This window comes from Empedobacter sp. ULE_I140 (genome assembly GCF_053482575.1).
Map to the genome: position 1 here is coordinate 2,595,968 of NZ_JBQMTX010000001.1, position 12,826 is coordinate 2,608,793.

Genomic DNA, 12,826 nt, shown 5'->3' on the forward strand with positions numbered 1-12,826 from the left:
GTTTTTTGCGCATACTATTTTTCATATCACTCATATTTTCTATCGCATTTCGTCCTTTAATGCCGATGATAGATTATGTTTTAAATTATGAAGAAATCGCAAATGAACTTTGTGAAAATCGAGAAAAACCTGAATTACTTTGTAATGGTTTTTGCTATTTGAAAGAAGAAATTTCGAAAAGTGAAAAGAATCAGCCAGAAAATCATTTTGTCAAAAATTCGGTCAAAATTTTAGATGCGATTGTTCCTCAAAAACAAATTATTTCTCCAAAAAAGTATTTTACGCAAAAAAATAAATTATCAACTGATCATTATCAAGATATTAATTCTAACTATATTATTCGTTTAGTTTTTCATCCTCCAATTGTTTAATTTTTCTTTTATAGATCTAAACTATAGAATCAGATAACAATTAATTAAAAACAAATAAACAATCTAAAATGAAAAATTTAAAAAACACATTCTCTTTAATAGTCTTAGGGTTTGCATTATTTTCTTGTAATAAAGAGCAAACAAAACAAGAGAATTTTGAAGTAAAGCATGTTTCTCACGAAGAAATGAAAGCTGTAACTAAATTGGATGTTGCGGTTGTGAACGAAGTTGATCCAATTTGCGGAATGAAAACTGCAGATCATTTGAGTGACACAGCTAATTACCAAGGAAAAACGTATGGTTTTTGTTCGACAATGTGCAAAGAAGAGTTTCTAAAAAATCCTGAAAAACATATCCATGAATAAACAATTAATAGCCGTTATTGTTATTATTTTAGGCGTTATAGGAACTGTTTTTTGGCTAAAAAATAAGCCTAAAGATGAACTTTACACGGTAATGAAAGTTCCGGAATTTTCGATGACAAATCAAAATAATCAAACGATTACAAATCGTGATATGTTAGGAAAAGTGTACGTTGTAGAATTTTTCTTTACAAGTTGTCCAACGATTTGCCCAGTAATGAGTAACAATTTACGCACAATAGAAGATGAAATAAATGATGCAAACCTTGGTTTTATTTCGATTACAATTGATCCAAAACGAGATACACCTGCACGATTGTTAGAATATGCAAAACAAATTGGTGTAAAATCACCGAATTGGCATTATTTGACTTCGGATCGAGAAGAAATTGAGCAACTTTCGGATAAATTCAATATTTATGTTGGAAAAGACGAAACAACTGCCGAAGGTCTAAATCACAGCGGAAAACTTGCATTGGTTGATAAACAAGGAAATATCAGAAGTCGATATGATAAAATGGGTGTTCCAATACTGTTTTATTCGGGACTGAATTACAAAGATCCTGAAGGAAAAGAACCTTCTCTAGCTGGAAAATATCATCCTGAAATAGAATTTTTAAAAGAAGATATAAAAAAACTTCTTGCAGAATAAAATTTAAAACCCTCCTAAAAATGGAGGGTTTTGTTTTAATTATAATTTTCTAAATCACAGCAAATTATTGTTTGTCCTTATGGAAAATTGATGGACGGAATGCATCGTGTTGTAAAAGCAAATTTATTGGATTTGAAAACAATAAAAGCGTATCGACTTTCGACCTTACCAAACCCCGATTATATTGATGTAGATCCTGACGATTTACCTTATGATGAAAATTAAAATTTAGAAGTTAAGCAATCAAATCTTGAATGGTTCAGAACATTTAAAGCAATTTATGAAACTGGGACTTTATCTGCTGCTGCGCAACAATTATTTATTTCACAACCTGGTTTTAGCTTACATCTCAATTCGTTAGAAGCCTATACGGGCTACAAATTATTTGATCGATCGGCGCGAAAAATGGTTCCGACTGAAAAAGGAAAAATTTTGTATAATTTTATTTTAGAACCGATTCAAAAATTAGCTGCTGCGGAGCAACATTTTTGGAAAGAAAATTTTAAAGAACATCCAGATTTCAAACCAAATTATATTGTCCCAAATATCAGTTCTATTATTCGTTGTTTGAGCGATGGAAATGGCTTTTCTATTGTTCCCGACTTTTTATGTCAAGAAGCACTAAATTCTGGTAAAATAAAATTGGTTTGGCAAGGTGAAAAACCGTTGGAAAATACACTCTATTTTGGTTCACGAAAAAATACGATTTACGAAAAAGAAATTGAGCAATTGCAACAGATTTTTGTAGATAAATGGTGTAAAGATTTGGGTTAAATACTTCCCAAATCTTTGAAAAACGCAACCAATTGATGATTACTTGTAATTTGTAGCGACTCTTTTAATGAGCCCAATCTCTTTTCTACACTACTTAGACTTGCAGGTTTGATATTATTTTGTTTTAAGTGATTTGAAATATCTTTTAGTAAAATTCCATTCGAAAGCAAAGAAACTAACGTAACATCATACGAAGTTATTTCATACGTATTTTTTTGTTTGATACTACGTTTCATGTCCAATTCCAAATGCATTCCGCCCGCAAAAACAGTTTGTATCGCTTTTTTCAACTCTTTCGAATCTTCTCTTCCTTTCGCCACAAACCCATCTATATGGTATTCCTTGAAAAGATTATCCACCATATCCGCTTTCTTTTCTACCGAAAAAACAATCACTTTCAAATTTGGCTGAATTGCTTTTACAGCTTCAATTAAATCTCGTCCACTTTTCAAGTTTTGCTCGCGATGATCTTCTTCAAAAGACAAATCAGAAATCAATAAATCATAAGGTTGATTGTCGTGCAATGCTTTTTTCACTTTCAAGAATGCATCATCACAATAAAAAGCATAATCAGGATTTTCTACATGTAAATCTTTTAAAACTTTCTGAATCGAAATATTAAAACTCTCAAAATCTTCTGCAATTAATACTTTTTTAAACATACTTTTTATTTAGGTTATTGAATTGGAAATATGATCTTAATTTTTAGACCATTCACATTTTCAGTTTCAAAAATAACATCTCCGTTTAGATTAGAAATACGTGAAACCGTATTTTGCAAACCATTTTTAGGTTTTAAGTCCGAAATCCCAATTCCATTATCTGAATAATTGATAATAATTTGTTGGTTTTCTTCTTTAAAATTTAGTATAACTCGTGAAGCTTCGCTATGTTTTTTCATGTTCGTCAACAATTCTTGCATCACTAAGAAAACCTCTGTTTTAGCATAATCTTTTACGTTTCTCCAAAGTTCTTTTTCATTTCCAATCAAATATATTTTGACTTGTTCCGAATCATAAGAACTTATCAATTGTGCTAATTTTTCTGCAAAATTTTCTTGTTGATTTTCATCAATCCTATCATAGGAAATATCGCGCGAAATTTCATAAACCACCTCCAATTTATCTAAAATTTGATCACGATTAAATTCTGATTTATTCTCAATATCAGACATCACATGATAAATTCCGTTCGCCACTTTATCGTGTACTTTTTTAGAATATTTCAGTTCTGTTTTTTTGACTTCCAAAACCTTTTCTTGTTGCAACAAAACTTTCTCTTGCTCTAATTTTTACTTTCTTTTTCTGTACAAAAAATATCCAAAAACAAACAAAACGATCAATAAACCGATTAGAATGTAAAGTTTTAAAATATCATTTTTCTTCTTTTCATTCTCTGCTTCAGCATTCAAAAAATCTGCACGATTTTTCTCCGAATCATAACGCACCAACGCAAATTGATTTTTCGCTCTGTTACGTTCTAACTGAATACTATCGTTTAGCTTTTGATAAGCTTCAAAATATTGTTTTGCATTTGTAGGATTGTCTAATAAAATAAGTTGTTGATAAACTTCTAATTTATCGCCCGCACTCTTATTTTCGAAAGCAATTTGTTTTCTTTTATAAGCATAGTCCAAGGCTTTTTTATAATCTAAATTTGAAAAATAATCTGTTAAATGCGCATAACTTGCATTTTGTCCCCACAAATCATTTTCCTTTAATCTAATATTTAACGCTTTATTTAATTCATTTATAACATTGGACTTATTGTCTTTTAACCATTTGGTATATGCTAAATTATCAGTAATTCGCGCATATTCTTTTGGATTTTCAATTGTATTCTTATCTTTTAGTAATTCTTGGTAAATCTTTATCGCTTCATCATACTGCTTATCGTAACGATAACTATTTGCAATGTTATTTTGATTGATAATATAAACATCTTTTTCTTTAGAAAAATCAATTGCTTTTTGATAATAATCTATAGCATCATTAAAATTTCCTAAATCATGAGAAGTTTGCCCTAAAATATTATATGCACTAGAAAGTGTTTCTTTTTCTTCACTTATTTTAGGGTTTAATAATTTTACCGAAGAAATAATTAATTCTTGGCTTCCAAACCAATCTCCTTGATCTTTAGAAATAAAAGCCATATTTATCAAACATTTTGATGCTTGATGTTTGTTATTCAGTTTTATAAATTCTGAATATGCTTTATTAAAATAAACATAAGCACTATCATTCTCTTGTTTTTCATAAAACTTCCATGCTTTATCATAAGCTTTATTATCTAAATTATCCTGCTCAATCTCTTTGTTTTTAGACTGTTGACATGAAATAATAAAAAGTATAAAATAAAAAAATAAAATTTTTCTCAAATCTCCATATTTACAACCTAAAGCTAAACAAAAAACGGATAGATTACTCTATCCGTTGATGATTTATTTTTTCACAGGAACATCCCCTTTTTCTCCATTTGTATCACCGTCTATACTATCTGATGAAGTTTGTACAACTGGATGTTGATCTTGTGAAATTGTGTTTGCATTTTGATTTGGTAAATAGAATCTCAATAAAGCGAATAATAATTCTAACATAGCTTAAATTTTTAATTTTTTGATATAGGTGCTCTTCCTCACAAAACAGATTGCGAGTAGTGTACACGAGAAAAAAGAAGCGCTTCTTTAGTAGGAAGTTTTTTGTAGTCTTGAGAACAATTCAGGAAAAATGCTTCCCTTCAAATCACCTCAACTATTTTCGAGACTACGTTTTCAGAAATCAAGGTTTTTGTTTTTGTTTTGATTTCTATTGCAAAGTAAATACAGAACACAAAGTCGCTGTTAAACAAACAATAGACAAGTTTTGGACAATTATTGGACAGCTTGTTTTACTGGAAACCGTAATTTATTTTGTCCAAAATTTGTCTACTTTGTAAAAGAATTAAAAATGAAATGTCTACGAAAAAATATCTATTCGAAAAAGTTTTTGAGAAAGCAAAAAATGAATGTGGGAGTTGAAGTAAAAAATGGAATGTCTGTGCATTTAGAAAAAGTAATTTCAGATGATTATAATTATCCTATAACAAGCAAATCTTTTTCAAGATATTTTGATGATTTCGTGAAAGAAAATAATTTAAAGAAGGAAATAAGTCCTGATTTATTAAATATTCTTGCTCATTATATCGGTTATGAAAGTTTTGGAGATTTTAATCAAAAAAATCAGCTGACAAAAAATGAAGAAAAAGAAGTTAATGTAGAAGAAATCGCATCCGTAGAACCAATAATAGATAATAATATTTCTGAAGAAGAATCAATAATTAATCTTCCATCAAAAAAGAATAATTTCTTTGAGAAAATAAAACTTCAACGAAATAAAGTAATTGCTGGAAGTGGTATTGCTATGATTTTGGCTAGCGGAGGATTATTTCTTAATTCAATGAATCAAAATTCGTCTTGTATGGTTTGGAAAGAAAATCATTATGAAGAAATAGAATGCGAAAAAACTTCGCCACAAATGAATGCTATTCCATATAACGAAGCTGTTTTTCAATTGAAGAAAATCACAAAACCTGATACTTTAAATTTTAAAAATGCACTTGATAAAGTTTGGTATACAAAGAAAAATGGTGAAGTAGAATTTTTTACCAATTATGGTTTACATTCCGAAAATGGTAAAACATTGAAACCTGTCACAAAATATATTTTAACTAAATATGTCTTAAATAATGAACAATAAAAAACACTCAACATGCGAGATGAAGAGTGTTTTGATTGTTAGAAATGATATATAAAATTTAGAAAATTTTAAAAAGAATTCGAATACTAAATGTGATCACTAAAAAAGCTACAGCCAAAATAGCAACTTTCTGAGGTATTTTACCTGCTAATTTCGCTGCAATTGGTGCTGCTAAAGCTCCTCCAATTATTAAACCTGCAATGATAAAACCATGACTTACACCCAAAGCTGCAAAAAAAGTCAACGATGCAGAAAGTGTCACAAAAAACTCGGCTAAACTAACTGTTCCTACTACTAAGTTTGATTTTTTTCCTTTTGCTAATAAAGTTGATGTCACGACAGGTCCCCAACCTCCACCACCAAAAGCATCTAAAAAACCTCCAGCAAATCCTAAAAACCCAACTCTTTTTACTTTTTTTCGTTCGATTTTTTTTCTGAATGCTAAAATAATTAATCGAATTCCGATGATTAAGGTGTACGAAGCCAATATTCCGTAAGTAATGGTCTCATATTTGTTTCCCAAATAAACCAATAATAATGATCCCGAAACTGCTCCAATAACACCTGGAATAGCCAATGCTAATAATAATTTTTTGTTTACATTTCCAAATCTATAATGCGAAAAACCACTAATTCCGCTCGAAAACATTTCGGCAGAATGAATACTACCACTTATTGAAGGCAGATTAACGCCAAATAACATCATGCTTGTGGAACACGTTACACCATATCCCAAACCAACGGCTCCGTCGACCATTTGAGCGAAAAAACCAACCGCCAACATAATATAAAAAACATTTGGAATGTGAATCACAAAATCTTTCGCTTCCGAAAAACTTACGATTGATGACAAAGCATATCCTAAGAATAATGTAAAAAATATCAATGTAATTTCGGTTACTAAACGTTTGTATTTTTTAGTCGATTTTTTTCCTTCAAATGAAGAAGTTAAATGATTCAAATCGGTTAGTTTTTGATTAAAATCTCCTTTGTGATTATTTCTTATTTTATTTAAACTTTCAATGTTTTCATCAATTGAATCTGGAATAACATCAGAAAAATATTCTCTCAAACGTTTTGCCATAACAGGAGATTGTCCATTTGTAGAAATTGCAATTTTAAGATGACCTTTATTCACAATTGAACCTAAATAGAAATCGCACAAATCTGGCTGATCAGCTGCATTAACCAAAATTCCTTTTGCATTTGCTTTTTGCTTCACTTCTCTCGAAGTTTCTTTATTATCGGTTGCGACAATCACTAAATCTACATCTTCCAAATCACTCGATTCGAACGCATGAGTTTCATGTTGAATTGATGGATATTGCAAAAAAACATCTTTCAATTCTTGTTTAAAATCCTTTGCTACAACTTTCAAATTGATCGAAGGATTTTGTTTGATTAGCGTCGAAACCTTTTCTAATCCTACATTTCCTCCGCCAACAATCAGGAAGCGCAAATGTTCTGTTTTTAAAAATATCGGGAATAAATTATTTTTCATTGTTCTTAAAGCGATTTAACTAATTAAACGAAAAATATTTTCGATAGGTAAAATCTCCGAATGTTTCATTGTCTATTTTTTCTTTTGTATAACTTTCGAAAACTTGATCTAGCTCATTCAAAATCTCAGTCTCATTGACTTTTTCTTTAAAAATTTTATTCAAACAAACACCATATCGATCTCCACCCAACATCAAATTATAATGTCCAGCAGAAGTCCCTACAAAACCAATTTCCGAAACATACGAACGACCGCAACCATTTGGACAGCCCGTCATACGAATAGAAATATCATCATTTTGAAGTTGATGTTTTTCTAGCAAAGGCTCTATTTTAGTCACCAATTCTGGCAAATAACGTTGCGCTTCTGCTAAAACCAATGGACAAGTTGGTAAAGCCACGCATGCCATCGAATTTTTTCGAAGTTCACTAATATCTTTGTGAATAGAATATTTTTCTAAAAGCTGTTCAACTTTAGCTTTATTTTCAGTCGAAATTTTACCTAATAATAATTTTTGATTCGCTGTAAAAATAAAATTATTGATATTTAATAAAGCCAATTCATGTAAAAATGCTTTCTGATTAGGCTGTACAACTCCATTCTCCACAAATAAAGTGTAATACCACGTTCTGTTATTCACTTGTCGCCAATTATAAATATCAGAACACTCCGTAAATTGATAAGGCTGAGAAGGCTCTAATTTAAAACTAACACGTTTTTCTAATTCAGACTTGAAACCATCAACCGTTAATTTATCAACTGTATACTTTAGTCTCGCTAATTTTCGATCGCCTCGATTCCCAAAATCACACTGAATTGTCAATACTTCATAAGCAACTTTCAACACTTTTTCTTCAGAATCTACAAAACCAATTTCGGTTGGTAGACGCGAATATGTATTTGGATTTCCGTGAGTTGTAGACAAACCTACACCAACAGCGATATTGAAACCTTTCAATTCATTATTTTCGATAATCGCAATCAGTCCCAAATCATTTGCAAAAACATCTATATCATTAGTTGGCGGAATAGCGATTGCAATTTTAAATTTTCGAGGTAAATAGCGGTCTTCGTATAACTCATCTTTCTCAGTTTCTCGCTCATAAATCTTTTCATTATCCACAAAAATTTCGTAATACGCTTGGGTTTTAGGCAACAAATGTTTAGATAACTTATCTGCATACGCATGAATTTGAGCGTGAATAGATGAAACCAAAGGGTGAGAACTCGCAATTACATTTCGGTTTACATCGCCACAAGCCGCAATAGAATCTAACGTTGCTTGGTCAAAAGATTGTAAAGTTGGACGCAATTGATGTTTCAAAATTCCGTGCAATTGAATGGTTTGACGCGTTGTAATTTTCAAAACGCCTGTTCCATATTGTTCAGAAGTTTCATGAATTGCCAACCACTTATCAGCGTCAATAATTCCACCCGGAATACGCAAACGAATCATAAACGAATACAATTTGTCTAACTTTTTTTCTGCGCGTTCTTCTCGTCTATCGCGATCATCTTGCACATACATTCCGTGAAATTTCACCAAAGCTTCGTCATCTGCACGTACATTTCCAGTGTGATTATCTAGCTCTATACTTTCTTTTAACGTACCGCGAAGTCCGTCACTTTTTATTTTAATTCCTTCTATAGGAGATTGTTTTTCTATACTCATTTTGTTAGTTGTTGGTTGATTAGTAAACATCTTTTTGGTAGCGACCTTCTTCTTCCAATTGTTCCAGAAAATTTTTCGCTGAAACCTCATCTTGATTTGATTCTTTTGCTATTAATTCGATCAAAGCACTTTCTACATCTGTACTCATTCCGTCTTTTTGACCGCAGACATACAAATACGCACCTTCGTTTAACCAATTGTAAAGTTCTTTTCCTCGTTCTTTCACTCGATCTTGCACATAAATTTTATGTTTTTGATCTCTCAAAAAAGCTGTATCTAATTTGCTTAAAACTCCTGTTGAAAGCCATTCCTGAATTTCAGTTTGATAATAGAAATCCGAAACAAAATGTTGTTCACCAAAAAACAACCAGTTTTTACCTTCTGCGCCAATTGCATCACGATGTGTCAAAAAACTACGAAAAGGTGCAATTCCTGTTCCCGGACCAATCATAATTACCGATTGATTTTCATCTGGAAGTTTGAAATTTTTATTTTTATGAATGTAAAATTCTATGGATTTATCATGCTCAAAATCTGCTAAAAACTGAGAACATAATCCAGTTTTTTGTTGATCAGAAACTGAAAAAGTATTCAGACTAACCGTTAAATGAATTTCATTATCATATGCTTCATTCGATGATGAAATCGAATATAAACGTGGTGCAATTGGATGCAAAAGATTTAAAATATCATCAAATTTCATTGTAGATTCTGACGAATAATATTTTGATAATAAATCAATTAAATCAATCTTAGTTTCAAGAATTTCTACATTTAAAATTGTTGCAAATTGATCGATTGATTTTTTAGAAAGTGCTCTAATATTTTTTTCTTCAAGTTCTTTTGCGCGATTTTCTTCATTGAAAAATTTTGCAATCGTTAAAATTTCGGTTTGATTATTTTTTGGATAAACACCCAAAGCATCACCTGGTTCGTAATCTACTTGCTCATCAACTGCTATTTCGATATGATACGTTTCATTGTTTGAATCTCTATCATTCAAAACGATTTCATCTTTTATAATTCCTTCGTACGATTTTTTCTGCGTTGAAGAATTTTGCAATTTTTGAGATTGTACAACCGTTGAATTTCCTTCTGATTGAATAGTTTTTAAAATATCCGCAAACCAATTTTCGGCAATTTCTTGATAATCTAAATCTACTTTTACCAAATCGAAAACGCGTTGTGCGCCTAGTTTTCCAAATAATTCATCAATTTCTTCTCCTGATTTACAGAAAAACGGATAAGAAGTATCGCCCAAACCAAAAACAGCAAACTTAGTTTGATTTAATTTTAGATCAGAGTTACTCAAATTATCATAGAATTTTTGCGCATTTTGAGGTAAATCTCCATCTCCTTGCGTACTAAAAATTTGAATTAAGAATTCTTCCTTTTCAATTTTTTCGAGTGGATATTGAAACGCTTCAATCGCTTTGGCTTGAATTTTATTCATCTTAAAAATTCCAAGCAATTGATTAGCTAATTTCTTCGCATTTCCTGTTTCAGTTCCATAGATTATTGTAGGTTTGATTGAGGTTAAAACTTTTTGTTCTTGAGGTACTTCTTGTGTTTGATTTGCAACTAATCCAGCCAAATAACCATTTGTCCAAATAATTTCGTCACGTGATAATTCTTTGACTAAACTTTTTACTAAGTTCAATTTTTCGTTAGCTAGCATAAGAAATTGTTGTTTTATGGTTATCAAAATATGAGTTGGAAGTTGGTTGTTCATCTAACCAAGCGAATGATTGATGCAAATTAACAACATGACCAACGATAATTAAAGTTGGTACAAAATCAAAGGTTGGTAAATGTTTTTCTACAATATTTTCAAAAATAAAAAACTTGCGTTTTCTGATCTGGAGTTGTCGCTTGTTGAATAACTGCTAAACCTTTTTCGGTATCAATTCCATTCAAAATCAACTGATCAGCTAAAGTTTGCAAACGCTGTACACTCATATAAAAAACCAATGTATCAGACGTTTTTGCCCAATCTTTCCATTGTTTGTGTTCAATAGATTTCAAATCGCACAACGTCAACATGCGAACTCCTTTCGAATGATTTCGCGCTGTCAATGGAATTCTCGTGTAAGCTGCAGCACCAAAAGCAGCCGAAATACCTGGAATTATTTCGTACGGAACATGATTTTTTTTCAAGGTTTCTAATTCGTCCAAAATATTAGAGAAAAGTGAAGCATCACCTCCTTTCAATCGAACCACTAATTTTCCTTGCATTACAAACTCAATCATCATATCGTTAATATCTTTTTGAGGCGTATGAATGCCTTTCGAACATTGTTTTCCGACATAAATAACCAACGCATCTTTTGACGCATATTCGTCTATTAACACTGGAGAAACCAAGCGATCTGTCAAAATAACATCTGCTTTTTTTGATATAATTTAATGTTTTGAGCGTCACCAATTCTGGATCTCCATGACCAGCGCCAGCCAAAATTACTTTTCCTATTGTTGTTTGCATGTTTGTAATAAATAAGTTGATTGATAAGATTTAATTGATGTTTTAATCAATAAACATCAAAGCAGCGACTGTATTTTTCGTTGTTTCGTCAATCAAAATGGCATTTCCTGTATGAATATTTTCTTTGAAAGAATCAAAAAATAAAGGTTGATTTGTTTTTAAAACAACTTGTCCAATATCATTTAACTTGATTTCTTCAGATGGAATAAATTCCCAATTATTAATATCCCATTGTTGATCGATTGTTTTGATTTTTGCACGAACCGAATGAAAACGATGTTGCAACACATACGTTTTTCCTTGTTGTAATGCATTATTGTCTAACCAACAAATCCACGCTTTTAGCACATTTGTAGTTTGCGGTTCTTCGGAAGTTTTTACAATTGTGTCTCCTCTACTGATATCTATATTATTTTCGAGATGAATCACAACATTTTCTCCTGCTTCAGCATGTTGTACTTCTTCCAAATGACGTTCTATTTTAACAATTTTTGATTCGATATTTGATGGATAAACTTTAATAGAATCCCCAACTTTGTAGGCTCCACTCAAAATTTGCCCCGCATAACCTCTATAATCGTGATGCTCTTCATCTTTTGGACGAATTACCCATTGAACCTGAAAACGAGCTGCTAAATTTTTATCTGTTTCAATCGAAATTGTTTCCAATTGATGCAATAATGTTTCTCCATTGTACCAAGGCGTTTTTGCAGATTTTTCGACAATATTATCGCCAACCAAAGCAGAAACTGGAATAAAAGTTACTTCATCATAATTCAATTGATCTTGAATTTGTTGAAAATTATTTTTTATCTTTTCGAAAATATCTTGTGAATAATCAACCAAATCAATTTTATTAATGGCGATAATTGCTTTTTTAATTCCCATTAACGATCCAATACTTGCATGACGTTTTGTTTGAGAAGTGATTCCTTTACGTGCATCAACCAAAATAATAATCAACTCTGAATTTGAAGCTCCTGTAATCATATTTCGCGTGTATTGCTCATGTCCAGGCGCATCTGCAATAATAAATTTTCGTTTTGCAGTCGAAAAATATTTGTACGCTACGTCTATTGTAATTCCTTGTTCGCGCTCGGCACGTAAACCATCTGTAATCAAAGACAAATCAATTTCGTCGTCTTCATTTGATTTACGTTTTTCTAAAACACCCAATTGATCGGTGTGAATACTATTCGAATCGTAAAGTAAACGCCCTATTAAAGTACTTTTACCATCGTCTACGTTTCCTGCTGTTATAAATTTTAATGCATTCAT

Annotated in this window: 14 protein-coding genes and 1 pseudogene; 6 read left to right on the forward strand and 9 right to left on the reverse strand. The window is 31.2% G+C overall.

All coding sequences use genetic code 11. The features are described from left to right. The first annotated feature begins 65 nt into the window (after nt 1-65). From ACTS9J_RS12505 to ACTS9J_RS12525, 5 genes and pseudogenes are all read left to right on the forward strand, one after another. On the forward strand, nt 66-371 hold the full coding sequence (locus ACTS9J_RS12505; RefSeq protein WP_125348816.1) for a hypothetical protein: 306 nt from the start codon (nt 66-68) through the stop codon (nt 369-371). 68 nt (nt 372-439) lie between these two features. Beyond that, nucleotides 440-736: a YHS domain-containing protein gene (locus ACTS9J_RS12510; protein ID WP_219035055.1), complete on the forward strand. Its 297-nt coding sequence runs from the start codon at nt 440-442 to the stop codon at nt 734-736. Next, complete coding sequence (locus tag ACTS9J_RS12515) at nt 729-1,385, forward strand: SCO family protein (protein ID WP_219035054.1); 657 nt, start codon at nt 729-731, stop codon at nt 1,383-1,385. The genes ACTS9J_RS12510 and ACTS9J_RS12515 overlap by 8 nt, the downstream gene beginning before the upstream one ends. A 90-nt stretch (nt 1,386-1,475) precedes the next feature. After that, nucleotides 1,476-1,610 (forward strand): hypothetical protein, encoded by a 135-nt coding sequence (locus ACTS9J_RS12520; protein WP_257468223.1) that lies wholly within the window; start codon nt 1,476-1,478, stop codon nt 1,608-1,610. Between the two features lie 15 nt (nt 1,611-1,625). Then, nucleotides 1,626-2,159, forward strand: a pseudogene (locus ACTS9J_RS12525) (LysR family transcriptional regulator); the annotation flags it as partial. Here ACTS9J_RS12525 and ACTS9J_RS12530 read toward each other — a convergent pair. From ACTS9J_RS12530 to ACTS9J_RS12545, 4 genes are all read right to left on the reverse strand, one after another. Then, the gene (locus ACTS9J_RS12530; protein ID WP_221856653.1) at nt 2,156-2,821 is read right to left on the reverse strand and encodes a response regulator; all 666 of its coding nucleotides are present in this window, start codon (nt 2,819-2,821) and stop codon (nt 2,156-2,158) included. The pseudogene ACTS9J_RS12525 and the gene ACTS9J_RS12530 overlap by 4 nt on opposite strands. Before the next feature lie 14 nt (nt 2,822-2,835). Then, nucleotides 2,836-3,426, reverse strand: coding sequence for a sensor histidine kinase (locus ACTS9J_RS12535; protein ID WP_448353289.1), 591 nt, complete (start codon nt 3,424-3,426; stop codon nt 2,836-2,838). A gap of 24 nt (nt 3,427-3,450) precedes the next feature. Next, nucleotides 3,451-4,536, reverse strand: coding sequence for a tetratricopeptide repeat protein (locus ACTS9J_RS12540; RefSeq protein ID WP_448353290.1), 1,086 nt, complete (start codon nt 4,534-4,536; stop codon nt 3,451-3,453). Between the two features lie 63 nt (nt 4,537-4,599). Further along, nucleotides 4,600-4,755, reverse strand: coding sequence for a hypothetical protein (locus tag ACTS9J_RS12545; RefSeq protein WP_448353291.1), 156 nt, complete (start codon nt 4,753-4,755; stop codon nt 4,600-4,602). A 403-nt stretch (nt 4,756-5,158) separates the two neighbouring features. Between ACTS9J_RS12545 and ACTS9J_RS12550 the strand changes: the two genes are divergently transcribed. Beyond that, complete coding sequence (locus ACTS9J_RS12550; protein ID WP_448353292.1) at nt 5,159-5,893, forward strand: hypothetical protein; 735 nt, start codon at nt 5,159-5,161, stop codon at nt 5,891-5,893. A gap of 58 nt (nt 5,894-5,951) precedes the next feature. Here ACTS9J_RS12550 and ACTS9J_RS12555 read toward each other — a convergent pair whose 3' ends face one another. The 5 genes from ACTS9J_RS12555 to ACTS9J_RS12575 all read right to left on the reverse strand — a co-directional run bounded on the left by ACTS9J_RS12555 (nt 5,952) and on the right by ACTS9J_RS12575 (nt 12,826). Further along, the gene (locus tag ACTS9J_RS12555) at nt 5,952-7,394 is read right to left on the reverse strand and encodes a TSUP family transporter (protein WP_448353293.1); all 1,443 of its coding nucleotides are present in this window, start codon (nt 7,392-7,394) and stop codon (nt 5,952-5,954) included. A gap of 19 nt (nt 7,395-7,413) precedes the next feature. After that, entirely contained in the window at nt 7,414-9,066 is a 1,653-nt protein-coding gene (locus ACTS9J_RS12560; RefSeq protein ID WP_448353294.1) for an NADPH-dependent assimilatory sulfite reductase hemoprotein subunit, read from the reverse strand. Between the two features lie 19 nt (nt 9,067-9,085). Continuing rightward, a complete protein-coding gene (locus tag ACTS9J_RS12565) occupies nt 9,086-10,744 on the reverse strand; it encodes a diflavin oxidoreductase (protein ID WP_448353295.1) in 1,659 nt (552 codons plus the stop codon). Nucleotides 10,745-10,896: 152 nt separating this feature from the next. Continuing rightward, nucleotides 10,897-11,442, reverse strand: coding sequence for a uroporphyrinogen-III C-methyltransferase (locus ACTS9J_RS12570; RefSeq protein WP_260509644.1), 546 nt, complete (start codon nt 11,440-11,442; stop codon nt 10,897-10,899). A gap of 148 nt (nt 11,443-11,590) precedes the next feature. After that, a complete protein-coding gene (locus tag ACTS9J_RS12575) occupies nt 11,591-12,826 on the reverse strand; it encodes a sulfate adenylyltransferase subunit 1 (RefSeq protein WP_219035045.1) in 1,236 nt (411 codons plus the stop codon).

Excerpts from the sequence above, each read along its gene's own strand:
- ACTS9J_RS12505 (WP_125348816.1), top strand. The coding sequence starts at position 66 with ATGATAGATTATGTTTTAAATTATGAAGAAATCGCAAATGAACTTTGT.
- ACTS9J_RS12510 (WP_219035055.1), top strand. The coding sequence starts at position 440 with ATGAAAAATTTAAAAAACACATTCTCTTTAATAGTCTTAGGGTTTGCA.
- ACTS9J_RS12515 (WP_219035054.1), top strand. The coding sequence starts at position 729 with ATGAATAAACAATTAATAGCCGTTATTGTTATTATTTTAGGCGTTATA.
- ACTS9J_RS12520 (WP_257468223.1), top strand. The coding sequence starts at position 1,476 with ATGGACGGAATGCATCGTGTTGTAAAAGCAAATTTATTGGATTTGAAA.
- ACTS9J_RS12530 (WP_221856653.1), bottom strand. The coding sequence starts at position 2,821 with ATGTTTAAAAAAGTATTAATTGCAGAAGATTTTGAGAGTTTTAATATT.
- ACTS9J_RS12545 (WP_448353291.1), bottom strand. The coding sequence starts at position 4,755 with ATGTTAGAATTATTATTCGCTTTATTGAGATTCTATTTACCAAATCAA.
- ACTS9J_RS12550 (WP_448353292.1), top strand. The coding sequence starts at position 5,159 with ATGAATGTGGGAGTTGAAGTAAAAAATGGAATGTCTGTGCATTTAGAA.
- ACTS9J_RS12555 (WP_448353293.1), bottom strand. The coding sequence starts at position 7,394 with ATGAAAAATAATTTATTCCCGATATTTTTAAAAACAGAACATTTGCGC.
- ACTS9J_RS12560 (WP_448353294.1), bottom strand. The coding sequence starts at position 9,066 with ATGAGTATAGAAAAACAATCTCCTATAGAAGGAATTAAAATAAAAAGT.
- ACTS9J_RS12565 (WP_448353295.1), bottom strand. The coding sequence starts at position 10,744 with ATGCTAGCTAACGAAAAATTGAACTTAGTAAAAAGTTTAGTCAAAGAA.
- ACTS9J_RS12575 (WP_219035045.1), bottom strand. The coding sequence starts at position 12,826 with ATGAATGCATTAAAATTTATAACAGCAGGAAACGTAGACGATGGTAAA.